20 protein-coding genes and 1 pseudogene are annotated in these 25,099 nt (G+C 72.2%); 9 read left to right on the plus strand and 12 right to left on the minus strand.

Going from position 1 to position 25,099, the window contains the following annotated elements; genetic code table 11:
• Positions 1-41: 41 nt before the first annotated feature.
• Positions 42-1,544 carry a S1 family peptidase gene (locus tag O7623_RS05130; protein ID WP_282227438.1) on the plus strand — a complete coding sequence of 501 codons (1,503 nt, stop codon included), beginning with the start codon at positions 42-44 and terminating at the stop codon, positions 1,542-1,544.
• 66 nt (positions 1,545-1,610) lie between these two features.
• On the opposite strand, the gene O7623_RS05135 is transcribed toward O7623_RS05130, so the two are convergent.
• Together O7623_RS05135 and O7623_RS05140 are read right to left on the minus strand one after the other, a co-directional pair.
• Positions 1,611-1,967: a DUF3140 domain-containing protein gene (locus tag O7623_RS05135; RefSeq protein ID WP_282227439.1), complete on the minus strand. Its 357-nt coding sequence runs from the start codon at positions 1,965-1,967 to the stop codon at positions 1,611-1,613.
• A gap of 135 nt (positions 1,968-2,102) precedes the next feature.
• The gene (locus O7623_RS05140; RefSeq protein WP_282227440.1) at positions 2,103-4,646 is read right to left on the minus strand and encodes an ATP-dependent Clp protease ATP-binding subunit; all 2,544 of its coding nucleotides are present in this window, start codon (positions 4,644-4,646) and stop codon (positions 2,103-2,105) included.
• A gap of 221 nt (positions 4,647-4,867) precedes the next feature.
• Here O7623_RS05140 and O7623_RS05145 point away from each other — a divergent pair.
• From O7623_RS05145 to O7623_RS05165, 5 genes and pseudogenes are all read left to right on the plus strand, one after another.
• Positions 4,868-5,242: pseudogene (locus tag O7623_RS05145) on the plus strand (hypothetical protein); the annotation flags it as partial.
• Positions 5,243-5,495: 253 nt separating this feature from the next.
• Positions 5,496-5,756: a hypothetical protein gene (locus O7623_RS05150; protein WP_282227441.1), complete on the plus strand. Its 261-nt coding sequence runs from the start codon at positions 5,496-5,498 to the stop codon at positions 5,754-5,756.
• A 4-nt stretch (positions 5,757-5,760) separates the two neighbouring features.
• A complete protein-coding gene (locus O7623_RS05155; RefSeq protein ID WP_282227442.1) occupies positions 5,761-6,660 on the plus strand; it encodes a hypothetical protein in 900 nt (299 codons plus the stop codon).
• Complete coding sequence (locus O7623_RS05160; RefSeq protein ID WP_282227443.1) at positions 6,653-9,334, plus strand: FtsK/SpoIIIE domain-containing protein; 2,682 nt, start codon at positions 6,653-6,655, stop codon at positions 9,332-9,334. Before O7623_RS05155 ends, O7623_RS05160 begins: the two co-directional genes overlap by 8 nt.
• Complete coding sequence (locus tag O7623_RS05165) at positions 9,334-9,999, plus strand: hypothetical protein (protein ID WP_282227444.1); 666 nt, start codon at positions 9,334-9,336, stop codon at positions 9,997-9,999. The genes O7623_RS05160 and O7623_RS05165 overlap by 1 nt, the downstream gene beginning before the upstream one ends.
• A 46-nt stretch (positions 10,000-10,045) precedes the next feature.
• On the opposite strand, the gene O7623_RS05170 is transcribed toward O7623_RS05165, so the two are convergent.
• The 3 genes from O7623_RS05170 to O7623_RS05180 form a co-directional block, all read right to left on the minus strand.
• Complete coding sequence (locus O7623_RS05170) at positions 10,046-11,308, minus strand: cupin domain-containing protein (RefSeq protein ID WP_282227445.1); 1,263 nt, start codon at positions 11,306-11,308, stop codon at positions 10,046-10,048.
• Entirely contained in the window at positions 11,305-11,583 is a 279-nt protein-coding gene (locus O7623_RS05175) for a BatC protein (RefSeq protein WP_282227446.1), read from the minus strand. The genes O7623_RS05170 and O7623_RS05175 overlap by 4 nt, the downstream gene beginning before the upstream one ends.
• A 120-nt stretch (positions 11,584-11,703) precedes the next feature.
• The gene (locus O7623_RS05180) at positions 11,704-12,726 is read right to left on the minus strand and encodes a LacI family DNA-binding transcriptional regulator (protein ID WP_282227447.1); all 1,023 of its coding nucleotides are present in this window, start codon (positions 12,724-12,726) and stop codon (positions 11,704-11,706) included.
• A gap of 396 nt (positions 12,727-13,122) precedes the next feature.
• On the opposite strand from O7623_RS05180, the gene O7623_RS05185 reads away from it, so the two are divergent.
• Complete coding sequence (locus tag O7623_RS05185; RefSeq protein ID WP_348775126.1) at positions 13,123-15,588, plus strand: glycoside hydrolase family 3 N-terminal domain-containing protein; 2,466 nt, start codon at positions 13,123-13,125, stop codon at positions 15,586-15,588.
• Between the two features lie 66 nt (positions 15,589-15,654).
• On the opposite strand, the gene O7623_RS05190 is transcribed toward O7623_RS05185, so the two are convergent.
• From O7623_RS05190 to O7623_RS05200, 3 genes are all read right to left on the minus strand, one after another.
• Entirely contained in the window at positions 15,655-16,086 is a 432-nt protein-coding gene (locus O7623_RS05190) for a DUF2267 domain-containing protein (protein ID WP_282227448.1), read from the minus strand.
• A 119-nt stretch (positions 16,087-16,205) separates the two neighbouring features.
• Positions 16,206-16,616, minus strand: coding sequence for a TraR/DksA C4-type zinc finger protein (locus tag O7623_RS05195; protein WP_282227449.1), 411 nt, complete (start codon positions 16,614-16,616; stop codon positions 16,206-16,208).
• Positions 16,617-16,742: 126 nt separating this feature from the next.
• Positions 16,743-17,405, minus strand: a complete 663-nt coding sequence (locus tag O7623_RS05200; protein WP_282227450.1) for a winged helix-turn-helix domain-containing protein — start codon at positions 17,403-17,405, stop codon at positions 16,743-16,745.
• Between the two features lie 271 nt (positions 17,406-17,676).
• Between O7623_RS05200 and O7623_RS05205 the strand changes: the two genes are divergently transcribed.
• Positions 17,677-18,600 (plus strand): AEC family transporter, encoded by a 924-nt coding sequence (locus O7623_RS05205; protein ID WP_282227451.1) that lies wholly within the window; start codon positions 17,677-17,679, stop codon positions 18,598-18,600.
• A gap of 276 nt (positions 18,601-18,876) precedes the next feature.
• Here O7623_RS05205 and O7623_RS05210 read toward each other — a convergent pair whose 3' ends face one another.
• Positions 18,877-20,382 (minus strand): hypothetical protein, encoded by a 1,506-nt coding sequence (locus O7623_RS05210; protein WP_282227452.1) that lies wholly within the window; start codon positions 20,380-20,382, stop codon positions 18,877-18,879.
• A 144-nt stretch (positions 20,383-20,526) separates the two neighbouring features.
• On the opposite strand from O7623_RS05210, the gene O7623_RS05215 reads away from it, so the two are divergent.
• Entirely contained in the window at positions 20,527-21,207 is a 681-nt protein-coding gene (locus O7623_RS05215; protein ID WP_282227453.1) for a DUF305 domain-containing protein, read from the plus strand.
• On the opposite strand, the gene O7623_RS05220 is transcribed toward O7623_RS05215, so the two are convergent.
• The 3 genes from O7623_RS05220 to secA2 all read right to left on the minus strand — a co-directional run bounded on the left by O7623_RS05220 (position 21,176) and on the right by secA2 (position 25,017).
• Complete coding sequence (locus O7623_RS05220; RefSeq protein WP_282227454.1) at positions 21,176-21,700, minus strand: DUF2231 domain-containing protein; 525 nt, start codon at positions 21,698-21,700, stop codon at positions 21,176-21,178. The genes O7623_RS05215 and O7623_RS05220 overlap by 32 nt on opposite strands.
• A 137-nt stretch (positions 21,701-21,837) precedes the next feature.
• Positions 21,838-22,485 carry a GAF and ANTAR domain-containing protein gene (locus O7623_RS05225; RefSeq protein ID WP_282229316.1) on the minus strand — a complete coding sequence of 216 codons (648 nt, stop codon included), beginning with the start codon at positions 22,483-22,485 and terminating at the stop codon, positions 21,838-21,840.
• A 243-nt stretch (positions 22,486-22,728) separates the two neighbouring features.
• Positions 22,729-25,017 carry an accessory Sec system translocase SecA2 gene (gene secA2, locus O7623_RS05230; RefSeq protein ID WP_282227455.1) on the minus strand — a complete coding sequence of 763 codons (2,289 nt, stop codon included), beginning with the start codon at positions 25,015-25,017 and terminating at the stop codon, positions 22,729-22,731.
• Positions 25,018-25,099 lie beyond the last annotated feature (82 nt).

Consider the following 25,099-nt stretch of genomic DNA (forward strand, 5'->3'; position numbering starts at 1 on the left):
ACGGCCGTGACGACATCTCCCGACGATGGCAAGGGGAGCAGATGAGACGACCACTGATCGCAGCCGCCGCCGCCGCGGTGCTGCCACTGGCAGCGGCCGGCCTGGCCGCGCTGCCGGCCACGGCGGCCCCCGTCGACGGCCCCGCGGCCCGGCCCGGCGCCGACGCGGCGTCCGCCGGGATGCTCGCGGCAATGCAGCGTGACCTCGGCCTGACCGCCGAACAGGCACGGACCCGGATCGCCGACGAGGCCCGTGCCGCCAAGAAGGAGGCGATGCTGCGGGCCACGCTCGGGGCCGACTTCGGCGGTGCCTGGTTGTCACCGGACGGGGCGACGCTGACCGTGGCGGTCACCGACGCGGCCGACGCCGCCGCGGTCGTCGCTGCCGGCGCGAAGGCCAAGGTGGTCGCTCGAGGCGAGGCGGAGCTGGACCGGGTGAAGGCCACCCTGGACCGCGGTGCGACGCACGCCCCGGCCGATGCCGTCGCCGGCTGGTACGTCGACGTGGCGACCAACACCGTCGTGGTGCTGGCCCGCGGCGACGCCGCCGGGGCCCGGACGTTCATCGCCGACAGCGGGGCCGACGCGGCCGCCGTGCGGGTGGTACGCAGCGACGAGGCACCGACCACGTTGTACGACGTACGCGGCGGTGACGCCTACTACATGGGTGGCCGGTGCTCGGTCGGTTTCTCGGTCACCGGTGGCTTCGTCACCGCCGGCCACTGCGGTTCGGTCGGCACCGCGACCCAGGGGTACAACCAGGTTTCCCAGGGCACGTTCCGGGGCTCGTCGTTCCCCGGCAACGACTACGCCTGGGTGCAGACCAACTCCAACTGGACCCCACAGCCCTGGGTGAACAACTACAGCGGCGGCAACGTGACCGTGGCCGGCTCCGCCGAGGCGGCCGTCGGCGCGTCGGTCTGCCGGTCGGGCTCCACCACCGGCTGGCGGTGCGGCACCATCCAGGCCAAGAACTCGACGGTCAACTACCCGCAGGGCAGCGTGTCCGGGCTGACCCGGACCACCGCCTGCGCCGAACCGGGTGACTCCGGCGGCTCCTGGCTGTCCGGTCAGCAGGCGCAGGGTGTCACCTCGGGCGGCTCGGGCAACTGCAGCATCGGCGGCACCACCTACTTCCAGCCGGTCAACGAGATCCTGTCGGTGTACGGCCTGACGCTGCGTACCGGCACTGGTGGCGGCACTCCCCCGCCCACCACTCCGCCGCCCGGCGGTGGCACCTGCAGCGGCTACCAGAACACCTACTCGGGCACGTTGTCCTCCGGTGCCACCCAGATCCAGCCGGGCGGCACGTACTTCACCGCCGGTGCCGGCACCCACCGGGCCTGCCTGGACGGGCCGACCAGCCGGGACTTCGACCTCTACCTGCAGCGGTGGAGCGGCGCGAGCTGGGTGAGTGTGGCCAGTGGCACCAGCCCCGGCCCGGACGAGACCCTGACCTACAACGGATCGTCGGGCTACTACCGGTACGTGGTGCACGCGTACAGCGGCTCGGGCAGCTACTCGCTGGGAATCACCCGACCCTGATACCGACCTCCCGGCCCGTCGCCGGTGGGTGACCCGTCATCCGGGTCCCACCGGCGACGGGCCGGGTCAGCTCTGCCGCTCGGCACGCAACGGATCGTGACCGAGGTCCAGCAACGCCCGACGCCAGCGGTCATCGCCGGACCCGGCCGGCGGTCGCCGATCGAGCAGGTCCCGGATGGTCGCCACCGTGTCGGCCATCACCTGACGGTCCGTCTCGGTCAGGTCGCCCCGGCGTTTTCCCAGCACGGCCAGCACCGCGCGACCGGGCTCGGGCAACGACAGGTCGCCGGTGCCGAATGCCTCCTCGCCGGAGGACTCCGTGAGCAGCCAGTCCCGCAGCTGCTCGGAGTTGAGGTTCACACAGGAATGGAAGTCGTCCCACAGCTCATCGGTCGCGGTCCGGGAACGCCGCTGTGCCGCCATCATCTCCTCCTCATGGTCCGGCTACTCGGTTCGGCACACCACGCCGCGCGCCGGTTCGTCCCAGTCGGCCTGCTGCGGGCGAGCCGTGACCTGCTCGGCGGTCGGGGCCTCGGGCCACGGTCGACGCCTGCGGGTTCACGGCCGGGCCGGCTGCATCTGGGCCCGCGCGCTGTCGCCGACGTCGAAGCGCAGTCCGTCGTCGGCGGCGTCGATCGTGACCCGCTGACCGGCGGCCAGGGCACCGTCGAGGAGCATCCGGGACAGCTGGTTGTCGACCTCGCGCTGGATCGTGCGGCGCATCGGGCGTGCCCCGAACTCCGGCTGGTACCCGGCCTGGGCGATCCAGTCGGCGGCGGCGTCGGTGACCTCCACGGCGATGTCCTGGGCGTGCAGGCGCCGCCGCGTCTCGTCCAGCAGCAGGTCGGTGATCTGCCGCAGCTGCGGCGCGGCCAGCTGACGGAAGATGATGACCTCGTCGATCCGGTTGAGGAACTCCGGTCGGAAGTCCTCCTGCAGCCGCCGCAGCAGGCGGGCCCGCAGGTCGTCGTCGGGGCCGTCGCCGTCGACGCCGCCGAACCCGACGCTGCGGCCGCCGCCGGTGATCAGCTCCGACCCGAGGTTGCTCGTCATGATCAGTACGACGTTGCGGAAGTTCACCGTGCGGCCCTGACTGTCGGTCAGCCGCCCGTCGTCGATCAGCTGCAGCAGGATGTTGAACACGTCCGGGTGGGCCTTCTCGATCTCGTCGAGCAGCAGCACCGCGTACGGCCGACGGCGGACCGCCTCGGTCAACTGGCCGGCCTCGTCGTACCCGACGTAACCCGGTGGTGCGCCGACCAGCCTGCTGACCGTGTGCCGTTCCTGGAACTCACTCATGTCCAGGCGGATCATCCGGTCGGCGTCGCCGAACAGGGCCGCCGCCAGCGCCCTGGCCAACTCGGTCTTGCCGACCCCGGTCGGTCCGAGGAACAAGAAGCTGCCGACCGGCCGGTCCGGGTCGCCCAGCCCCGCGCGGGAGCGGCGGACCGCTTCGGCGACCGCGGTGACGGCGTCGTCCTGCCCCACCACCCGCTGGTGCAGCTCCCCCTCCAGCCGCAGCAGCCGTTCCCGTTCCTCCTCGGTGAGCTGATTGACCGGAATCCCGGTTGCCCGCGACACCACCTCGGCGATCTCCTCGACACCGACCTGCGGCACCCGTGCCCCGTCGGGGCTGCGCGCGGCGTCGATCCGTCGCTGCGCCTCGGCCAGCTGGTCACGTAGCGCGCAGGCACGTTCGTACTGCTCGTCGGCGACCGCCTGGGCCTTGTCCCGGTGCAGCTGCTCCAGCTCGCGTTCCAGCTCGCGGACGTCGGCGGCCGGGGTCCTGGTCCGCAACCGCACCCGGGCGCCGGCCTGGTCGATCAGGTCGATCGCCTTGTCCGGCAGGAACCGGTCGCTGATGTAGCGGTCGGCGAGTTCGGCCGCCGACACCAACGCGTCGTCGGCGAACCGGACCTGGTGGTGGGCTTCGTAGCGGTCCCGCAGGCCGTGCAGGATCGCCACGGTGTCGGCCACGGTCGGCTCGGGCACCAGCACCGGTTGAAACCGTCGGGCCAGCGCGGCGTCCTTTTCGATGTTGCGCCGGTACTCGTCCAAGGTGGTGGCCCCCACCACCCGTAGCTGTCCACGGGCCAGCGCCGGCTTGAGCATGTTGCTGGCGTCCATCGATCCCTCGGCACCCCCACCGCCGGCACCGACCAGGGTGTGCAGCTCGTCGAGGAAGACGATCAGGTCGTCGCCGTGGGTCCGGATCTCGTCGATGACCTTCTTCAACCGCTCCTCGAAGTCGCCCCGGTACCGGGTGCCGGCGACCAGGCCGGCGAGGTCGAGCTGCACCACCCGCTTGCCGGTCAGGGTCTGCGGTACGTCACCGTCGGTGATCCGCTGGGCGAGACCTTCGACGATCGCGGTCTTGCCGACCCCCGCCTCGCCGATCAACACCGGGTTGTTCTTCGTCCGGCGGGACAGGATCTCCACCGCCTGCTCGATCTCCTCGTCGCGGCCGACCACCGGATCGATCGCACCCTGCGCGGCCAACTCGGTCAGATCCTGGCCGTACTGATCGAGCGTCGGGGTGCCCCGGGCGGACCGGGACCGGGTGGAACCGGCACGGCCGCGTTCGGCGCTGGCGTTCTGCAGCGAGCCGGGCTCGACATGACCGGCGGCGAGCATCCGCCCGGCGGCGGACTCGGGGTTGACCGCCAGGGCCATCAGCACGTGCTCCGGGCCGATGTAGGTGGCCCCGGTGGCCCGGGACAGCTGGTGGGCGTCGAGCAGGGCGCGTTTGGCCGCCGGCGTCAACGACAGGTTGGCCGGCACCTCACCGCGGCCGGCGGCCGGCCCGCCCAGCTCGCTGAGCAGCCCGTCCGGGTCCGCGCCGGCCCGGCGGACCAGGTCACGCAGCGGCTGGCGCTGCAACGCCGCCCACAGCAGATGGTCGGTGTCCAGGTCGCTGGTGCCCGAGTGGGCGGCCCGCCGCGCGGCCGAGGTCAACAGGTCCCGGGCGTCGGCGCTCATCAGCCGGGTGATGTCCACCCGGTGCACCGGCAGCCGTGGCTCGCCGCCGCTGAGGAACCGGGCGAGCAGATCCTCCCAGGGATCGGTGCCCAGCCCGCCCGGGCCGTACGGTCCGTCACTCATGGTTCGCGCCCCCTGCCCGGGTCACCCCCGGCGGTGGCCCGGGCAGTGGCTACCCGGGGCGGACCGGTACAAACACCGACGACGGCCGTGGTCCACGACGCGGTACGCCGGGCCGGCGGCGGCGACTCGCGGCGGGTCGACGCCGGCGACGGGAGCCGGGTCCGACCCGCCCGGCGGACGTCGGCCGTGGGTGCGCCGACCGTGGCTGGCAGGCTGACCGGATGGCACACCTGCTGATCGTGGACGGCGCCAACGTGGTCGGGTCACGACCCGACGGCTGGTGGCGCGACCGGCTCGGCGCGGCGGCCAGGCTGCGCGACCAGTTGACCGGACTCGCCGGACGCGACCTGCCCGGCCTCGGGCCGGTGGCCGAGGTGGTGCTCGTCGTCGAGGGCGCGGCCCGCACCCTGGAGGGGATCCCCACGGTGCGGGTCGCCGCCACCGCCGGCTCCGGTGACGACCTCATCGTGGCGCTCGTCGCCGAGCGTGCCGCCGCTACCGGGCCGGTCACGGTGGTCACGGCCGACCGGCGGCTGCGACAACGGGTGGGTGCCGCCGGCGCGGCGGTACGCGGCCCGCGATGGCTGACCGATCAGCTCGGTCGCCGCCAGACCGGGTCACCGGCACCGCCACCGGCCGAGCGGCATCCGGCCGACCCGCTGGAGGGCGGCCCGTATTCAGACTGAAGCCGCCGCGTCGGTGCCGCCAGTTCCGCAGGTGGCGCCGCCTGCCACGGTCGGTACCGGGACGTGGACGCTCAGCCCATCTGCAGGATCGGACAGCCGGGCAGCAATCACCCGCCGGCGGTAAGCTCTAATAGAGCCTTCCAGCGCCGAGGAGGTTTCACCCGTGGCGAGTGTCGCCGAGGTCAAGTCCGCCATCGAAGCCGCGATCATGCAGGTGTCGGAGGGTCAGGCCGCCGTGCAGGCGGCCAGCGAGAAGATCGCCGAGGCCCAGCAGAGCCTGGCGGCGGCGTTCGACGGCAGCGGCCACGAGGCGGTAGGTGCCGCCCAGGCCGCGCTCTTCCAGGCCAGCTCCGAGCTCGAGGAGTGTCTGGCCGCCACCCTCGCCGCCGTGGAACAGGCCCAGACGTACTCCGCGACGCTGTAGCCCGATGTCGCTCGTCGAGAACCTCGCCGCACGGGTCCAGGCCACCGCCGACGACCTGCCGGTCGGCCAGATCACCGTAGCGGTCGAACGGCTGCGCGCCGCGACCGAACTGCTCATCTGGGTACGCCAGCAGTCCGCCGATCCACTCGCCGTACCGCAGCTGCTCGGCGCCGTCGAACACGCCGAGCAGGCCGGGTACGCGGTGGAGGCCACCCGGCAGTCGATCGCCGACTACCTGGCGTCGATCGGCATCGGCCAGGCAGCGGGCGCTGACGGGTCCTGGCGGGCCGCGCTGACCGACCGCGATCGGCCGGCGGATCCCGACGGCGAGCGGCAGCCGGGGCACACCGATGCACCACGGCTGGGCAACTGGTGGGCCGTACGGGTCGCCGAGCTGACCGACAGCGGACAGATCGACCAGGACGGGCCGGCCGGCGCCGTGTCCGACACTGCACACCTGCTGCGTCAGGTGGCGGCAGCGGTCGCGCGGACCGACCGCACGGCACTGCACCGGGACCTGGCCGCCGTCGCCGCGCCCACCGGATTGGGTCTGGCCGCGATCACCCCGCCGGTTCTGCACCGGCTGACCGGCGACCTGCTCGACCACGAACCACGCCCCGAGGACCTGCCGGCGCTGACCTCGGCGACCGCCGCGAGGGTCCGCGAACTGTTGCCCGGGATGCCGGAGCCGGTGCTGCATACCCTGCTGGCCCGGATCTGTCGGGTGCCGGTCGAGCAGCAGGTGGCGGCGGGCCGGCACGACGAACCGCCACCGCCACCGCACCCCGCTGACTCCGCCGTCGCCGGGGCGGTGCTCACCGGGGTGGTGCTGCGCTTGCTCGACCGCGATCCGCAGACCCTGCGGCCGGAGCAGCCGCAGGCCCTGCGGAGGCGCGATGCCTGACACGCGGACCGAGCTGGTCGCCAGGGTCCGCCGGGCGCTGAGCCACGCCCGGGCGGCAGCGCGTGACCAGCTGGACCTGGTCGAGGCCGATCTCGCGGCGGCCGAGCACCAGCTCAAACGTGCCCAGCGAGCCGCCGAGCAGGTACCGGCCCGGGCGGGCGCGCACCGGGACCAACGGCTGGCTGAGCTCACCGCGCGTTATCAGGGCCGGATAACGGCGGCGGCCGAGGTGGCGGTGGCCGCCGCCGCCCGGGCCGCACCGGGTGCGGCGTCGAGCGACTGGACCGGTTGGACACCGACCCCGGCGCAGCGTTCCGAACCGCCCGGGATGCTGCGGATCGGGCTGACCGGGCTCACCGGCGGACCTCTGGTGCCCGCTCTCGTACCGCTGCTGGATCACGGCCACGTGCTGGTCGACGGCGACGACCTGGCCGGCCGCGACACCGTGATCAGCACGTTGCTGCTGCGAGCGCTGGGCCGGGCGGCACCGGGCGGGGTGCGCCTGACCGGGTACGACCCGGAGCACCTCGGCGGCGGTCTGGCCGGCTTCGCCCCGCTGGCCGGTCCGGGGCTGCTGAGCTTCGTCGGGCCGGGTGGACTCGGCCGGCACCTGGACGAACTGGTCGACCACGTCCGGCGGATCAACGAGACCGTGCTCGCCGGCGAGTTCGGTTCACTGCGCGAACTGGCGGCGGCCACCGGCCGCCGTCCCGAACCGTGGCGCATCGCCGTCCTGTTGGGTAGCGCGGGTGAGGAGCTGTCCCGGCACGAACGGGCCCAGCTGGACCGGATCGCTCGCGCCGGGGCCGCCTGCGGGGTCCACCTGGTGGTCCGCGACGTGCCGTTGGGCGACACACCCGCGCTGACCACCGTGTCGGTCTCCGGTGGGACCGCCAGGGTCAGCGGCTACGCCCAGTTGCCGGTCCGCCTCGATCCGCCGCCGCCACCCGAGCTGGTCACCCGTACCTGCCGGGAGGTCGCGTCCGCGATCATGGCCGGCCCGGAGCCGGCGGCCTTCGCGGACCTGCTGCCCGAGCAGGAATGGACCGGTGACGCGACCAGCGGGATCACCGCTCCGGTCGGCGAGAGTCCCCACGGTCGCCCGGTGGAAGTGACGTTGAGCGACTACCCACCGCACGCGCTGATCGGTGGGCCGTCCGGCACCGGCAAGACCAATCTGATCTACGCGTGGATCGGTGCGCTCGCGGCCCGCTACTCCCCGACGGAGCTGGAGTTCTACCTGCTGGACTTCAAGGAGGGGGTGTCTTTCGCGCGGTTCGCCCCCGGGCGCCGGGATCCGAGTTTCCTGCCGCATGTGCGGCTGGTCGGCGTCAACGTCAACACCGACCGGGAGTTCGGGTTGGCGATGCTGCACTTCCTCGGCGCCCAGTTGCGGCGGCGGGCCGACGCCGCGAAGCGGCACGAGGTCACCAAGCTGGCCGAGCTGCGGGCCGAGGACCCGCAGGGCCGGTGGCCCCGGATCGTGGCGGTGATCGACGAGTTCCAGGTGCTGCTCGCCGGCAACGACGCGCTGGCCACGGAGGCGGCGACCCTGCTGGAGGACCTGGCCCGGCGCGGCCGGTCGCAGGGCATCCACCTGATCCTCGCCTCACAGGACGTCTCCGGCATCCAGGCGCTGTGGGGCCGGACCGCGCTGATCGCCCAGTTCGCGCTCCGGATCGCGTTACCGAAGGCGCGGCGCATCCTGCCGGAGACGAACACCGCCGCCGAGGCGTTGCCGCGCCACCACGCCGTGGTCAACGCCGAGTCCGGGGCGCTGGAGGCGAACCAGGTGGTCCGGGTCCCGGCCGCCAGTGACCGGGACACCTGGCAGGAGCTGCAGCACCGGCTGTGGCGACGGCGGCCGGACGGGCTGGCGCCGCCGCGACTGTTCGACGGGGACGCGGTGCCCCGGCTGGCCCAGGCCCCGGACTACCTGGCCCTGTCGGGCGACGGGTCCGGGCCGCACGAGCCGGTCGCGCTGCTCGGGGAGACGATCGACGTCCTGGCCCGCTCGGCACGGCTGGGGCTGCCCCGGGCGCCCGGTCGCAACCTGGCGGTGCTGGGCACCCGGATCGACGAGGCCTGCGCGCTGCTCGACGCCGCCGCCCGCTCCCTCGCGCGGCAGTACCCGCCCGGCGCGGCCCGGTTCGACCTCGCCTGCCTCGATCCGGACGCGGTGGCCGCCGCCCGGCAACTGCACGCCGCACTGCCGGCCGGGACCGGCCTGTACGACCTGGACACCGTCGGTGGACTACTCGCCGACACCGCCGACCGGCTGGCGGTCGACGCCGTGGACGCCCCCGTCCGGCCGCACTTCCTGGTGCTGTACGCGGTGGACGCCGCAGCCGGGCGGCTGGCCGCCAAGTTCGCCGGTCAGTCCGGCCTGGACCGGCTCCGCCGGGTGCTGCACCTGGGCCCGGAACGGCACACCCACGTGCTGGGCTGGTGGCGTGGGGTCGCCCGGATGCGCGACGACCTCGGCGGGATCGGGTCGCGGACCGACCAGATCGGCGCGTGGGTCGCGCTCGACGTACACGGTGCCGAGCTCGCCCCGCCGCTGTATCCGAAGGCCGGCGGACCGACCTGGTACCCCCGGCCGTGGCGGGCGCTGTTCTTCGACCGGACGGTGCACCGCACCGCCGAAGTCATCATCCCGTACGGGTTGGTCTGATGGACGACTCCTATCCGGCGGCGATGCGCCGGCTGGCCGAGCTGGCGGCGGCGGTGCAGGCCCGTCGCGACGAGGCGCACCACTGGTACGCGCAGCGCCGCACCATCGCGCAGGACGCGGTGACCGCAGCCCAGGCCGAGGTCGACGACCTGCTGCAGGCGCACGCCGACGCCGCACACGACGTAGCGGAGGTCGACCGCGAAGCGGCGCAGATCTGGACCGAGATCGGATACCAGCTCGGCCCGGTCGCCGACCGCTTCGGTGGGCTGCCGGCACCGGCGGCTGGTCCCACCGCCGACGGTGGCCTGGAAGGTCCACAGGTCTGGCTGGACCACGCCCGGGCACTGGCCGAACGCTCGGCCGAACCCGGTGCGCTGACCCCGGCGGCGCAGCCGGTGCTGGCGCTGTTCGGCGCGCTCGGCGCGGCGGCGGCGTTCGGCCTCGCCACGCTGGCCCGCTGGGTGGGCCAGCGCTACGGCGGCGATCTGGCGGTCGGCATGCCGGTGATCGCCCTGGTGGTGACCCTGCTGGGACCGCTGTTCGGGTTGGCCCCGGCCAAGGCGCTCGCCGACCGCCGACATGCGATGCTGCACCTGCGTGCCGTTGCCACCGTGCTGATCGCCGGAGGGGTGACCACGGTGGCCCTGGTCGGCCTGCTGCGGTGACGGGGCGTCCGACCGGCCGCCGCGCGCCGGGTGGGTGACCGGCGGCTCAGCCGACGACGGCGATCGCCTCGCGCAGCAATCGCCTCGCCAGCACCAACCGGTCGTCGTCGGCCAGGCCAGGCAGGTCACCGACCCGGATCCGGCGGGCGTGCAGCACGGCCCGCAACGCGGGCGCACACGGTGCTGGGAAACTGACGGTACGGTCGAACACCTCGACCGCGATCCGGTCCGGCGGTTGCGGGACCAGCCGCCACGACAGACCCTGCCGTCGGCGGATCATGTCGTCGAGGTCGAGCGCATGGAGCCGGTCGGCCTGTTCCAGCGGCCGTATCGGGGCCGGTCGGGTGACGTGCCGGCCCCGCTGACGCAGCTCGGCCGCGAGCTGCGCGGGGGTCACCCGGGTCAGCCAGTCCCGCAGCGCGGTGACCGTGGCGGTCAGTTCCGGTGCGACACCCGACGGGTCGGTCAGGTCGGTGCCCATCGGCACCGACGCCCGCAGCCCGGGTTCGTCGACCGCCAACTCCAGCAACGCCTCCACCAGCGAGAACCGGGTCCAGGACCGGACCCCGACGGTGAGATGCAGGGAGCTGTCGTGTTGGGCGGTGGCGCTGTGCAGCCAGCCCCTGGGCAGGTAGAGCGCGTCGCCGGGAGCCAGCACGACATCGAGCGCGGGCGGTCCGTCGGCGCGGGCGGCGACCTCGTCGGCCCGGCCCGACCACGTCTGCCGGGGCAGCGGGTCGGCCAGCACCGGTGCGTGCACGCGCCACCGTTTACGCCCCCGTACCTGCAGCACGAACACGTCGTGAGTGTCGTAGTGGGTCGCGAAGCCCTGGCTGCCCGCTGGGGTCAGATACGCATTGACCTGCAACGGTTGGCACAGCGCGGCGGATAGCTCGGTGGTGAAGTCGATGATCGGCGGCCAGAGCCGGTGCAGCCCCTGCAGCACGATGGTGGCGCCGTCGGCGTACAGCCCGAGCACCCGCTCGTCGAGGACCTGGTCGCCGATCTCGGCGCCGGCCCCGCCGCTTCCGGTGTACGCCGACTCGGCGAGCACGGCACCGTCGCGGGCCACCCGGATGAACGGTGTGCGCAGCCCGCGGCGGCTCAGCAGTTCGTCGGCGGCGTCCCGGTCGAGCAGATCGGTGAAGCCGACCGGGTTCGCCAGGTCGGCGGCACGCGACAGTAGCGGAGCCCGTCCCCAGTAGGTGGCGGCGAACTTCGCCGGCTCGACGGCGACACAGCGCGCCAGGGCCGGGCGGGGTGCCACCCCGCCCGGCTGACCGGCTGGTCGCGTGGCGACGCTGGTCACCGCCGGTTGGCGCCGCCGTCGGCACCGCCGTCGTGACCGGCCGGGTTGGCCCCGCCGTCGGCCGGGCCCTCCTTGGCCCGGGGCCCGGCACCGCCGTCGGCTCCGCCGTCGTGACCACCTGGGTTCGCCCCGCCGTCGGCGAGGCCCTCCCCCGCGGCCGGTGCGGCACCGCCGTCGGCGCCCCCGTCGTGACCGGCCGGATTGGCCCCGCCGTCGGCCGGGCCGTGACCGGCGGACGGGCCGCTGCTGCGAATGTCGTCGTCGTCGAGTTTCATGGTTGCCCCCTGCGGCGTGTCCGACGCCCGCCGGTACGCGGACGTCGTGATCGTGCCGTCGAGTGGTACCCGGGTCGAGGGCCCGCTAACCGCAGCGTGCCCCGACGACGCCGATCGGACTCACTGACCCGGATAGGGGGCGCAACTGTCCCGTACGACCAGTTCGGTGGCCAGTTCGACCCTGGGGGTGTCCAGGGACTCGCCCTGCGCAAGCCGCAGGACCGTACGGGCGGCCAGCAGACCCATCTCGGCCAGTGGTTGCCGGACGGTGGTCAGCGGCGGTGAGGACCAGCGGACCTCCGGCAGGTCGTCGAATCCGATGACGCTGACGTCGTCGGGCACCCGTAGTCCGCGCAGCCGCAGCGCCTCGTACGCGCCCAGCGCCATCTGGTCGCTGGAGGCGAAGATCGCCGTCGGCCGTTCGTCCAACTCCAGTAACGCGGCGGCACCCTCGAACCCCGACTCGTGGTAGAAGTCGCCCGGCATGATGTACTCCGGCCGCAGCGGGATCTCTGCCGCCTCCAGCGCGGCCCGGTAGCCGTCCAGGCGGGCCCGGCTGCACAGCAGGCGTGGTGGCCCGGCGACGAAACCGATCCGGCGGTGCCCGAGCGAGATCAGGTGTTCGGTGGCGCGGAGCCCACCGGCCCAGTTGGTGGCGCCGATGGTGGGGATGTCCAGGCTGGGCACGCCGGCCGGGTCGACCAGGACCATCGGTACGTTGAGTCGGCGCAGCTCGGTGTGCAGCGGCGGAGCCAACTCGCTGGTGACCAGGATGACGCCGTCGGTCGCCCGGGTACGCAGGTTCTGCAGCCACTGCCGGGTCGAGGTGGAACGGCGGTGGATCGCCGAGACGACCGTACCGACGCCGGCGGCGTGAGCGACGTCCTCGACGCCCCGGATGATCTCCACGGCCCAGGGGCTGTCCAGGTCGTTGAAGACGAGGTCGATCAGGCTCGCACCGGCACGCGACCGGGTGGCCCGACGCCGGTATCCGTGCCGGCGCAGCAGCTCCTCCACCCGCTCGCGGGTCTGCGGGGCGACGTCGTTGCGGCCGTTGAGCACCCGTGACACGGTCGGCACCGAGACACCGGCCTCCTGGGCGATCGCGGTGATGGTGATCCTGCGTCCTTCGTCGACCGTCACAGCAGCTCCTTCGTCGAGACTTCAGCGTACGGCCGAACGTTCCGCCAGTCGGTCCGGCACCGCCCACCGCGTCCGCAACCCATCTTGCCGCACCGGGAAAGCGCTTGGCAGCAGCCCCGCGGCGACATCGTCGTGGCAGCGGGGGCGGGTGGCGACCCGGCCTGTTGCGCAGCACGTTCCGGAACTCGCCCGCCCGGCAGGCCCCGGGGCCGCCGACCGCGACCACGCGCGGACATGCGGCGCCGGCCGATCATACCCGCCCGGGTGCCAACAAGTTGCCGGCCACGAGGCCTCGACGGAGCCGCAAATTTCCGGAAACATGTCGGAAAAGTAGTGACGACGGGCGGCGGGAACAGGACCGGGCAGGTCCCGGCGAGGACGGACGGGAGACTGCGGGTGAGCAGCAAGGACGATGCCCCGGGCGACACGGTGGTGGGCACCGGGCAGGATGACCGGTCGCGGGCCGCCACGACAGCCGGCGGCAGCGGTCCGGCCCAGCTCGCCGAGGAGCCGGCGTCGTGGCGCGACCCGATGCTCGCGGTGCAGGATCGGGTCTTCGACCTGCTCAGCCGGATGTCGCTGGCCGAGAAGGTGGCACAACTGTCCAGCTTCTGGCGCGGCGCCAACGCCTCGATCGACGACATGGCACCGCTGCAACACGATTTGGTCGACGACACCGTCGACTGGGCCGAGCTGCTGCAGAACGGACTGGGGCAGCTGACCCGCCCGTTCGGCACCACGGCGGTGCTACCCGTCGACGGGGCCCGCGCCCTGGCCCGGGTCCAGGCCGAGATCGTCGCCGGAAACCGGTTCGGCATCCCCGCTCTGGTCCACGAGGAGTGCCTGACCGGCTTCATGACCTGGGGTGCGACGGTCTACCCCACCCCGCTGGCCTGGGGTGCCAGCTTCGATCCGGACCTGGTGGCGCAGATGGCCGCCCGGATCGGGCAGGACATGCGGCAGGTCGGGGTGCATCAGGGCCTGGCCCCGGTGCTCGACGTCGCCCGGGATCCTCGCTGGGGCCGTACCGAGGAGACCATTGGCGAGGACCCCTACCTGGTCGGCACGATCGGGACGGCGTACGTGCGGGGTCTGGAGTCAGCCGGCGTCGTCGCCACCCTCAAGCACTTCGCCGGCTACTCGGCGTCGCGGGCCGGACGTAACTTCGCTCCGGTGTCGGTCGGCCCTCGGGAGTTCGCCGACGTGCTGCTGCTGCCGTTCGAGATGGCGGTACGCGACGGCGGTGCCCGCTCGGTGATGCACTCCTATGCCGAGGTCGACGGCGTTCCGGCGGCGGCCGACAGCGGCCTGCTGACCGATCTGCTACGCGGGCGGTGGGGATTCACCGGTACGGTCGTCGCCGACTACTTCGGCGTGTCGTTCCTGGAGTTGCTGCACGGGGTGGCAGACAGCCCCGCCGCCGCCGCCGCGCTCGCCCTGGTTGCCGGGGTGGACGTGGAGTTGCCGGGGGTCCGCTGCTACGGAGCTCCGCTGGTCGAGGCGGTGCGCCGGGGCACCGTGCCGGAATCCGTCGTCGACCGCGCGCTCACCCGGGTGCTGCGGCAGAAGTGCGAACTCGGCCTGCTCGACCCCCAGTGGTCGCCGGTGCCACCCGCGGTCGCCGATGCGACGGCGCGCCAGCCGGTCGACCTGGACTCGGCGACGAACCGGGAACTCGCCCGTCGCCTGGCCGAGGAGTCGGTCGTGCTGGTGAGCAACGACGGCTGCCTGCCGTTGCCGTCCCAGGGTCGGATCGCCGTCGTCGGCCCGTTGGCCGACTCGTTGACCGGGATGCTGGGCTGCTACACCTTCCCCAGCCATGTCGGGTCGGCCCCGGCCGGCGCCGACGACGAGCTGCGGATGACGACCGTGCTGGCCGCGCTGCGCGCCGAGCTTCCCGACACGACGATCGAGCACGTCGCCACCGGACCGGTCGACGCCCAGGACATCCCGAGCATCGTGGTAGCCGCCGACGCCGCGGCCCGTGCCGACATCTGCGTGGCGGTGGTCGGCGACCGGGCCGGCCTGTTCGGCAACGGCACCTCCGGCGAAGGTTGCGACGCCACCGACCTGGAACTGCCCGGTAGGCAGGGCGAGTTGATCGAGGCGTTGGTGGCCACCGGCACACCGGTGGTCCTGGTGCTGCTCACCGGCCGGCCGTATGCCCTCGGTCAGTTCGCCGACCGGCTCGCCGCGGTGCTTCAGGCCTTCTTCCCCGGGGCCGAAGGCGGGCCGGCGGTCGCCGGAATCCTCACTGGCCGGGTCTGCCCCTCCGGCCGGCTGCCGATCGGGGTTCCCCGGCTACCGGGCGGGCAGCCCGCCGGTTACCTCAGTCCCGCGTTGGCACACCGCAGCGAAGTAAGCAACGTCGACCCCAGCCCGCTGTTCCCGTTCGGGCACGGGCTGTCCTACACCACGTTCGACTGGTCGACGCCGCTGGTCGACGGCGCCCCGGTCGACCCCGACGGCGCCGCTCTGGAGATCGGCACCGACGGCGCGGTACGGGTCACGGTGCGGGTGACCAACACCGGCGCCCGCACCGGTGCCGACGTCGTCCAGCTCTACCTGCACGACCCGGTGGCCCAGGTGACCCGGCCGGTGGCCCGCCTGATCGGTTACTCCCGCGTCGAGTTGGCACCGGGCGAGTCTCGCCGCGTCGAGTTCGATGTCTCGATGGACCTGTCCTGCTTCACCGGCCGGGACGGACGACGCATCGTCGAGCCGGGTGACCTGCTGCTGTGGCTGGCCGCGTCGAGCCTCGACGTACGGGCACAGCTGCGGTTGCGGCTGACCGGGCCGGTTCGACAGGTCGACCATCGACGTCGCCTGACCTCGACGGTGACCATCGAGCCGGGTGGGTGAGCGCAGGCGGCAGGCTCCGCACGTGGTGCCGGGAGCCCGCTGCCCGCGCCGGCACGGACCGGCAGGTCACGGATCGAGCAGGTTGCGCAGGTCCGCCGGTACGGTCGCGGCCACGTCCTGCCACTGCCCCGCACTGACGTGCCGACGGAGCACGTCGGCGACGGTACGGATGACCTGCTCGGCACCGCCGTCGACATCGAACCGGAAGTCGCGCCGAACCCGACCGACGAACTCGGACCGGTCCAGCTTGGCCGGTGCCGAGGTCGGATCCCAACCGTCGTAGTAGAGCCCCCGCACCAACATCGGCAACTGTGCGCCGAGATGGACCACCTCGGCCAGCGGAAGTCGGTCCCGCAGGGCGTGCAGCACCGCGGCGAGAGCGGAGTAGGACTGGTGACGGCGCTCGGCCGGCCACCCGAATTCGTGCTCGATCTCGGTGAGCATCCGGTTCGTCTTGTCCACCGTCGAGTCGATCGCGGTGAGCTGGGCGGTCGCCATGGCTGATCCCCCTCGTGCAGTCGGGTCACGGTCCGGGGGGCCGCTCCATCGTGGCCGACGAGGGGGTGAGCGGCGGTCACCCCGCTGGAATGACCGCCGCCGGAAGCCAACGGGCCGCGTCAGGCCGCCCGTCGCTCCCGCGACTGCTTACAGGTGACGCAGGTCGTCGCGGACGGGTAGATCTGCAGACGCTCGACGGGGATCGGCTCGGCACAACCCTCGCAGTGTCCGTAGTCGCCGGCGGCGAGTCGGGCGAGCGCGTGCTCGAACTGGGTACGGCGGTCCAGGATGGTGCGGATCAGCGACTGTGCCGCGTCGCGTTCGGCGGTCTTGGTACCACTGTCGGCCTGGTCGTCGCCGGCGGTGTCGCTGCCCTCGATCAGCCGCAGCACCTGACTCTGCGCCATCGCCTGCTCGTACTCGGCGGTGAGCTCGTCGTACCGGCTGGTCAGGGCGGCCCTGATCTGGTCGCGGTCGACGGTCGCCGGGTCGTCGAGGCCCGATCGCCGCTTCACGTCGTGCATCAGCATGCGCCATCCCCCTTCGGAATCGACCGCGGCGATCCGTGGCGGCCCACCGGGCCGCGTCGCCGATCGCCGCGAAGATCCCGCTCATACCCGTGGTCGACGGCGGGCAAACCTGGTCGCGAGAGCAGGTCAGCCGGCCGGGTCGACGGTGATCCGCACGTCGTCGGAGAGCCGGTAGCCCACCCCGTAGACGGTGGTGATGATCGGGGTCTCGCCGACCTTGACCCGCAGCCGCCGGATGTGCACGTCGACCGTGCGCACCCCGGTGTGTTCGTACCCCCAGACGGCGGCCAGCAACTGCAGCCTGGTGAACACTCGGCGCGGGTTCTCCACCAGGTGCAGCAGCAGGTCGAACTCGAGGCGGGTCAGTGGCAGCGGTTCCCCGTCGAGCAGGACGGTCCGCGAGGCGACCATCACATGCAGCGCGGCGGCGGTGGCCGTGGCGGACCGGCCGGCCCGGTCGATCGGCCGGCCGCTGACGACCGGAGTGGGCTCCGACTCGGTGGACCCGACCGCCGACCCCGGTCCCGCCGGCACCACCCGGTGCAGGCCAGCGGTCGGCACCTCAACCGTCGCTTCGCCGCGTTCCACCAGCTCACGTGCGGCATCGAGCAGCCGGCGCGTGGACGGGGACAGCGCCTCCTCACCCGCCAGCAGGGGAATGGAGACGGTGACCGTGACGGTGGCCGTCGCCGGACCGGCGCCCCGGCGCGGGGCGGCCGGTGGCCGGGCGGCTCCGGAGGGTGGTGGACCGGACCAGCCGGCACGGGGCGAGGCGGGGCTGACCGACATGGTCCTCCTAGGTACCGGCCGGGAGTGGGAGTCCCGCCACCGTCTGGGATCCGTACGAAACAGTCACCAGTCGTCTCACGACGACCGACACTGGACACAGCAGACAGTGATGTGTCGTGAGCCTCGTACGTCCCGATGCTGCCGCCCGGGGACGTGTCGGTCAATACCCGACGGCGTTGTGGAAATGTGATGATTGACAAACGTAACGTAATCGATTGCTCGCTCTGAATACCCATCCTCGGTGCTAGTGGTGACCGGGCAGGATGATCACATGCGTGCCATCCTCGCCGGATTCACCGCGATCTGGTCGGTCACCGCGATCGGCTATCTGATCAGCCGGTACGGACTGCTGGGATCCGACGCGACCACGGTGCTCGCCCGGCTGGCCTTCTACATCGCCACGCCGGCGCTGCTGTTCACCACGTTGTCGACCACCCGCCCGACGGAGGTCTTCACCGGGGCCTTCGCCGCTTATCTGCTCAGCACCGCGGTGGTCGCCCTCGGCTACCTGGCAGTGGCCGGCCTGTGGTGGCGGCACCCGGCCGGTGACGTCGCGGTCGGCACGCTGGGAGCCTCGTACGTCAACGCCGCCAACCTCGGCATCCCGGTCGCCGCCTACGTCCTCGGCGACGTGTCGGCGGTGGCACCGATCCTGCTGTTCCAGGTCCTCGTCGCCGCTCCCGCCGCCATCGCCGTTCTGGACGTCAGCGCCGGCGACCGGCGTCCCTCACCCGGCCGACTGCTGTCGCTGCCCACCCGCAATCCGATCATGATCGCCTCCGCCGCAGGTCTCACCGTGGCGGTCGCCGGCGTACGCCCCCCGATGGAGCTGCTGCGTCCGTTCGAACTGCTCGGCGCGGCGGCGGTACCGCTGGCCCTGCTGGCGCTGGGCATGTCGCTGCCGGGCGCTCGACCATTGGCGGCGGGACCGCAGGCCGGTCAGCGCGCCACGGCGGTGGCACTCAAGGTCGTCGGGCAGCCGGTCGCCGCCTACCTGATCGGTCGGCATGCCCTCGACCTGACCGGGTCAGCTCTGGTCACCGCAGTGGTGACGGCCGCGTTGCCGACCGCTCAGAACGTCTTCATCTTCGCCAGCCAGTACCAGCGCGCCCCGCGGCTGGCCCGGGACACCATCGTGCTCTCCACCGTCGCCACCGCCGTCACCCTGCCGTTGATCGCCGCCTGGCTCGGCTGATCCACGCGCCGTCGCGCCGTTGCCGACCAATGCATTCGGCCACTCGATCGACCTGGTATCGAACGAGTACGAGTCGGGCCCAGCGGCCGGCCCGGCGTTTCCGACAGGCCGGCCGGCCTGTCGATCCTGCGGTGCAGACGTCGACGCTTCCCCGGCAGGAGAACCGCGCCCACAGCGGCGGTCCCCCCGCCAGGGCGATCCGAGCCGACAGCCGACGCACCGCCCCGGCGGGCGGTGCGTCGGACCTGTGTGCGGGCTACCGGCTCGCCGCAGATGTCACCAGCTCAGGTACCAGGACTGCGTCTGCACGTTCAGCTCGGGCAGCCGGACCAGCTTCGCGCTGGCGGTCCGCCAGTCCCGGATCTCCAGCACGTCCAGACCCTTCTGGATGTCGCTGGAGTAGATGTAGCCGTTGTAGTAGTAGGTGGACCACGGCCCGCCGGTGACCATCCGGGTGTCGGAGACCGGACCACGCTCCCAGTAGGCGATCTCGACCGGGCGGGCCGAGTCGGTGAAGTCCCAGACCGAGATGCCGCCCTGGTACCAGGCCTGGACCATGATGTCGCGGCCGAGCACCGGAATCAGCGAGCCGTTGTGCGCCACGCAGTTCTCGGTGGGCCCATTCGTCCGGGGGATCTTGAAGTAACTGCGGAAGACCAACGTACGCGACGCACCCTTGCCGGTGATGTCGTACACCGCGTTCGCGCCCCGTTCGAGGCCAATGGTCGGGTTGCAGGTCGCGGCGCCACCGCCGCCGAGCTCATCGGTGAAGACCACCTTGGTGCCCGAGTTGTTGAACGTCGCCGAATGCCAGAAGGCGAAGTTCGTCGTGTCCCTCACCTGGTGGATCACCCGGGGTGCCTCACGGTTGGCGATGTCCAGCAGGACGCCGTCGCCCATGCAGGCCCCAGCCGCGAGGTCCTTCTGCGGATAGGCCGTGATGTCGTGGCACCCGCTGGTCGTGGAGCTGCCGTTGCCGCCGGGGTTGCCCCCGTCGGGGAACAGCACCGGCGTGGCGACCAGCGCGGCGTCGGTCGGCTTCTTCACCGGCACCTTGACGATCGAGATCAGGTCGTGCGGCGGCTGGCAGTCGGGGAAGCTCGCCGACGGGCTGTACGAGGAGACGTAGAGGTAGACCGTGTGACGATCCTTGCCCGGCACGAGGGTGTGGGTGTGCGAACCGCAGTTGGTCTCGACCGACTTGACGTACCGGGGGTTGTGCTTGTCCCGGATGTCGAAGATCTTGATGCCCTCCCAGGACTCCTTGGTCCCCGCGGACTGGGAGGTGCTGGCGCAGGAGTCGTCGCTGCGCGACGAGTCGGTCGACAGGAACAGCAGGTCACCGTGGACAGAGATGTCGTTCTGAGCACCCACGCAGAGCACCTGCGACACGAGTCGAGGCTTGCGGGGGTTGCCGATGTCGTAGATGACGAAGCCGTTGTAGTTGCCGACGAAGGCGTAACGACCCTGGAACGCCAGGTCGGAGTTGAGGGCCGACTCGGTGTCGAACGGCGCGGGCTTCGGCAGGTTGGCGATCTGACGCAGGTTCGGGCTGCTGTCGATCTCGTCCACTCCGAGACCCGGATCGTCCGTTGTGGCCGTCGCCGTCTGGGCCAGGCAGAGCTCGACCGCCAGCGCGTCGGTGGTGTCGGCGCAGTCGCTGTCGAACGGTGTCGTGGCCCGACCCGGGGATGCCATCGCGGTACTGCCGAGCAGGACGGCGATCGCCGTCACCGCAACGACCCGCAGTTGCCGCGGCCCTCGTGGGGAGCGTGTGATCATGTGCGGCACCCTTCGAAAGGGATTGATGATGAGGCGACCATACCGCCGAGTTCCCGGCATCGATGTGATGCCCATCACATCGATGGGGAGGACCGTCCGGATAGCATCGCCGCATTCCCGCCGGTGCGCCGGCAAGGAGGACTGATGCCGCGACCGACACCCCGCCGACGCTCCGCGCTGCTGGCCGTCGCACTCGTCGCCGGCGCTGTCGCGCTGGTCGCCGTCGTGCGGGTCGTCGGCTCCCCCGTCGACGGCACGAGCTCCACGGCGGCCACCTCGCCGACGATGACCGACGCCGCGCCGCCGGTTATCATCCCGGGACGCCCCGGTGAGGAGTCCGAAGTCCGGCCGGGGACCGCCATCGTGGTCGACCCGCCGCAGTACAACACGGTGGACACCTGGTACGTGCAGATGATGATCCCGCACCACACCCAGGCCGTACAGATGGCCGCGCTCGCTCACAGCCGGACCGAGGACCCTGGGGTACGCGCCTTCGCCGACCGGATCCGGTCCGGTCAGGCCGCGGAGATCGACGTCCTGAAGAGCTGGTTGCGGGCCCGCGGGCTACCGGATGGCAGCCACGACCACGCCACGATGCCGGGCATGCAGACCGAGGCGGCGATCCGCGACCTCGCGGCGGCCCGTGGCACCGCCTTCGATCAGTTGTTCGTCACGATGATGACCGACCACCATCAGGGCGCGGTCGAGATGTCCCACCGGGTCCTCACCGGCGGCACCGATCTCGCCGTCGAGGAGTTGGCCACCGCCATCGCCGCCGAACAGGCAGCGGAGATCACCCGGATGCGCGACCTGGTCGACGGCTGAGCGCCGCCGGGCTCGTCTGCGGCCGGACGATCAGGTCCTCGGCACCCGATGGCGGCTCACCCACGGCGGCGGCGTCGGCAGCGTAACGTAACAGGTCCGTGCCGTAACGCAGGCCGACGGCACCGACCGCCACTCCGACCAGTTCGACGACCACCAGCGCGGCTCCCGCCACCTGGGCCGCACCGGAGGCACGGACCAGGCAGGCGATCAGGAAGACCGACCCCATCGCACCGGTGATCAGGTTGAACCGCACCAGGGCGCCGCGGGTCCGGCCGGGTGGTTCCTCCCAGAGGTCGACCAGGCCGACGGTGAGGGTCAGCCCCATGGCGGCCAGACCGGCGACCATCGTCGCGTAACCGACCTCGCCGAACAGGCCGGGAGCCCCGGTGAGCACCGAGACGTCGAACAGGGTGGCGCAGACGAACAGTCCGAGCGGCAACGTGACCAGCATCGGCTGGACAGGGCCGGTGGACGCCCGCATTCTGCCCCGCATCGTTGCCGCCTCCCCTGGTCGCGCCGGACGCGTCACGCCGGATGCGGTGAACGCTCCTACCCGAGTATCACCGTGGACGAACGGCGCCGCCACCGGGCGCTCAGCCCTCGGCGCGCAGCACCGAGGCGACCAGTCGCTCAGCCCTCGGCGCGCAGCACCGAGGCGACCAGTCGCTCGGCGACCTGCGGCAACGGCATCGCGGTCGCCTGCGCAGCGTCGCGCAGCACCGCCAACGCCTCCCCGGCCCGGCACCGCCGCTGGGTCATCACGATGCCGATCGCCGGACCGATCAGGTCGGTATCGTCCCACCCCGTACCGGTCGGATCAGCGTCGGTGCGGCCGCGGTGCCGTACCGCCGCCAGCAGCAGCCCCGCGTGTTCGGCGAGCAGCAACGCGGTCAACTGCTCATCGTCGGATATCGCGCCGGGCCGGTCGGCGTACAGGTTGATCGACCCGATCACCTCGTCGTCGACGTCCACCGGGGCGCAGAGCACGCCCTGGACGCCACGGTCGAGCGCCGCCGACCGCCACCTCGGCCACCGGGTGGTCCCGGTCAGCGTGGCGGCGAGCACGATCTCCCGGCCACGGATCGCGCTCATCGCCGGTCCGTCAGCGCTGTACTGCAACTCGTCGAGGTCCTTGATCAACGGGTCGGAGGCCGCCACCGAGGCGGGCTGGCCGGCACGCAGGAAGCAGACACTGGCGTACGTCACGCCGGGCAGCGCGAACCTGGTGGTCCGGGCAAGATGTGCCAACGCCTGGTCGAAGTCGTCGCAGCGGATCATCCCGGCGGTGAGTTCGCGCAGCACGGCCGCGGTCTCCAGCACCGCCAGCCGGCCGTGGCCGAACTGCTCCGGTCGGCTCACCGCGCCCGTACCGGCCAGACCGGACCTGCCGCGCCGGTCCGCTCGCTCATCGTCACTCCCGTCGTCGTCGGCGGCGGTAGCCGTCGATTGCGGTACCACCGCCGGGCACACCTCGAGCGAGGGTACCGGCGACGTGCGACCGGCACCGGCACTTCGGCCGACTCAGCCGCCGCTGAGCCGGCGACCGACCGAGGAGATCAACCGGTCGAGTTCCGAGCCGAACGGGTTGTCGTGCACCAGGTAGGTCCAGGTCGCGCTCGGTCGCACCAGCTGTGCCTCGTCGGGCTGCCAGTCCTCGTCGAACTCCGTCTCCTCGAAGGTGGCCACCGTGCGTGCCTCGATCTCGGGGATCAGCTGGTTGAAGGCCGGTACGGCGGCCCGGTGGAACTCGTCGAGCGGATCGAGCCGGCCGAGTGCCCGCAGGTGCACGCCCTCACGTACCTCGGACAGCTCGGCGAGGTGCTCGGCCCAGAGCCGGTCGAGGTGATAGAGGGCGATGCTGCGCGCCGCGCGCGACAACAGGTCCTCGTCCATGTCCGCGCACCGTTGCGGGAACCGCTCCATCAGCATCAGCGCGGCGACCTCACTGGTGAGCAGTCGCTCACGCCGCTCGGCGAGCGCCTTGCGTTGCTGCTCGATGACCACGCTGTAGCGCCAGGTGTTGCGGTGGATCTCGTAGTCGACGCCCTCGGCGATGCGCTGGGCGTGCTCGATCGCGAAGTCCACCTGCTCGTCCTGCACGATGCCGTCGGCGGTCATCCGTGGCGATGGCGGGATCGCGTCCGGCGCGTGCCGGACGACCAGATCGTCCTCCAGGCTGACGAAGAAGACCGAGCCGCCCGGGTCGCCCTGGCGACCCGCCCGGCCACGCAGCTGGTTGTCGACCCTGCGGCTGTCGTGCCGGCCGCTGCCGATCACGTACAACCCGCCAAGCTCCGCGACCTGGTCGCGGTCGGCCTGGTCGCTGCCACCGAGCCGGATGTCCACACCGCGCCCGGCCATCTGGGTGGAGACAGTCACCGCGCCGAGGGCGCCCGCCTCGGCGATGATCGCCGCTTCCTCGTCGTCGTTCTTGGCGTTGAGCACCACGCACCGCACCCCGGCCTCGCCGAGCGCCGCCGCCAGCGACTCCGACTCCTTGACGTCGAGGGTGCCGACCAGCACCGGTCGGCCGGTGGCGTGCGCCGAGCTGATCTCCGCGACCAGCGCCTCGTCCTTCTCCGCGCGGGTGGCGTAGATCCGGTCCGGCTCGTCGACGCGCACGCACGGCGTGTGCGGCGGGATCACCGCCACCTCGAGCTTGAAGAACTCCCGCAGCTGGTCACCGACGAGCACCGCCGTCGCCGTCATGCCGCACAGGGTGCGGTACATCGCCACGAACGCCTGCACCGTGGTGGTGCCGAGCACCTCGCCCTCGGCGGTCGCGGCCAGCCCCTCCTTGGCCTCGACCGCAGCCTGCAGCCCGTCGGGCCACCGGCGGCGCTGGGCCACCCGGCCGCGCATCTCGTCGACCAGCTCCACCACGCCGTCGCGCACGATGTAGTCGACGTCGCGTTTGAGCAACGCGTGGGCGTGCAGGGCCACGTGCACGGCGGACAGCTGCTCGACGTTGTCGTCGGCGTACAGATCGATGCCCTCGAGCTTGGCCTCGACGGTGGCCAGGCCGACCGAGGTGAAGGCCACGCTACGGCCGTCCTCGGCGACCTCGTAGTCGCGGTCCGCCCGCAACCCGCGTACCAGGGCTGCGGCGGTGTGCACCGGATCCTGCTCGCTGGTGACGGCGCCGGCGAGCACCATCGGCACCCGGGCCTCGTCGATCAGGATGGAGTCGGCCTCGTCGACGATCGCGGTGGACAGCGACGGCTGGACCCGGTCGGCGATGTCGGTGACCAACTGGTCGCGCAGGAAGTCGAAGCCGGCTTCGCTCACCGACACGTAGGTCACGTCCCGCTGGTACGCCTCTCGGCGCTGCTGCGGGGTGCTGCTCTCGGTGACCCAGCCGACGGAGAGTCCGAGCAAGTCGTACACCGGTGCCATCCACTCGGCGTCCCGGCGCGCCAGGTAGTCGTTGACCGTGAGCACGTGCACCGGACCGTTGCCGCGCCGCACGTGACCGTACGCGGCGATCGTGGCGGTCAGGGTCTTGCCCTCACCGGTGGCCATCTCCGCTACCTTGCCGGCGAGCAGCGACATCGCGCCCAGCAACTGTTCGTCGAAGGGGCGCTCGCCGATCGCCCGCCGGGCGGCCTCCCGACCGATCGCGCAGATCTCGACGAACTCGCTGGCCCGACCGGCCGCTTCGGTCAGCGCGGTGTCCTCCAGCGCCTTCAGGTCTTCTTCCCGGTCGGCGATCGCGGGGAGCAACTTCGCCAACGGGGCCAGGTCGACCGTACTTCCCGGCCGCTGGAGGAAACGCCGGAACCGACTCTTCAGACGCTGCGACACACCCATGTCGGTCAACGCTACGCGACCCGTGCGCGATCCGGCGCCCCGCCCGGCCCGGACACGGCGATCGGGACCGGGGCGACGGTCG

The organism is Solwaraspora sp. WMMD791, from assembly GCF_029581195.1.
GTDB lineage: Bacteria > Actinomycetota > Actinomycetes > Mycobacteriales > Micromonosporaceae > Micromonospora_E.

Excerpts from the sequence above, each read along its gene's own strand:
- O7623_RS05130 (WP_282227438.1), top strand. The coding sequence starts at position 42 with ATGAGACGACCACTGATCGCAGCCGCCGCCGCCGCGGTGCTGCCACTG.
- O7623_RS05135 (WP_282227439.1), bottom strand. The coding sequence starts at position 1,967 with ATGGCGGCACAGCGGCGTTCCCGGACCGCGACCGATGAGCTGTGGGAC.
- O7623_RS05140 (WP_282227440.1), bottom strand. The coding sequence starts at position 4,646 with ATGAGTGACGGACCGTACGGCCCGGGCGGGCTGGGCACCGATCCCTGG.
- O7623_RS05155 (WP_282227442.1), top strand. The coding sequence starts at position 5,761 with ATGTCGCTCGTCGAGAACCTCGCCGCACGGGTCCAGGCCACCGCCGAC.
- O7623_RS05160 (WP_282227443.1), top strand. The coding sequence starts at position 6,653 with ATGCCTGACACGCGGACCGAGCTGGTCGCCAGGGTCCGCCGGGCGCTG.
- O7623_RS05165 (WP_282227444.1), top strand. The coding sequence starts at position 9,334 with ATGGACGACTCCTATCCGGCGGCGATGCGCCGGCTGGCCGAGCTGGCG.
- O7623_RS05175 (WP_282227446.1), bottom strand. The coding sequence starts at position 11,583 with ATGAAACTCGACGACGACGACATTCGCAGCAGCGGCCCGTCCGCCGGT.
- O7623_RS05190 (WP_282227448.1), bottom strand. The coding sequence starts at position 16,086 with ATGGCGACCGCCCAGCTCACCGCGATCGACTCGACGGTGGACAAGACG.
- O7623_RS05195 (WP_282227449.1), bottom strand. The coding sequence starts at position 16,616 with ATGCTGATGCACGACGTGAAGCGGCGATCGGGCCTCGACGACCCGGCG.
- O7623_RS05200 (WP_282227450.1), bottom strand. The coding sequence starts at position 17,405 with ATGTCGGTCAGCCCCGCCTCGCCCCGTGCCGGCTGGTCCGGTCCACCA.
- O7623_RS05205 (WP_282227451.1), top strand. The coding sequence starts at position 17,677 with ATGCGTGCCATCCTCGCCGGATTCACCGCGATCTGGTCGGTCACCGCG.
- O7623_RS05210 (WP_282227452.1), bottom strand. The coding sequence starts at position 20,382 with ATGATCACACGCTCCCCACGAGGGCCGCGGCAACTGCGGGTCGTTGCG.
- O7623_RS05215 (WP_282227453.1), top strand. The coding sequence starts at position 20,527 with ATGCCGCGACCGACACCCCGCCGACGCTCCGCGCTGCTGGCCGTCGCA.
- O7623_RS05220 (WP_282227454.1), bottom strand. The coding sequence starts at position 21,700 with ATGCGGGGCAGAATGCGGGCGTCCACCGGCCCTGTCCAGCCGATGCTG.
- O7623_RS05225 (WP_282229316.1), bottom strand. The coding sequence starts at position 22,485 with ATGATCCGCTGCGACGACTTCGACCAGGCGTTGGCACATCTTGCCCGG.
- secA2 (WP_282227455.1), bottom strand. The coding sequence starts at position 25,017 with ATGGGTGTGTCGCAGCGTCTGAAGAGTCGGTTCCGGCGTTTCCTCCAG.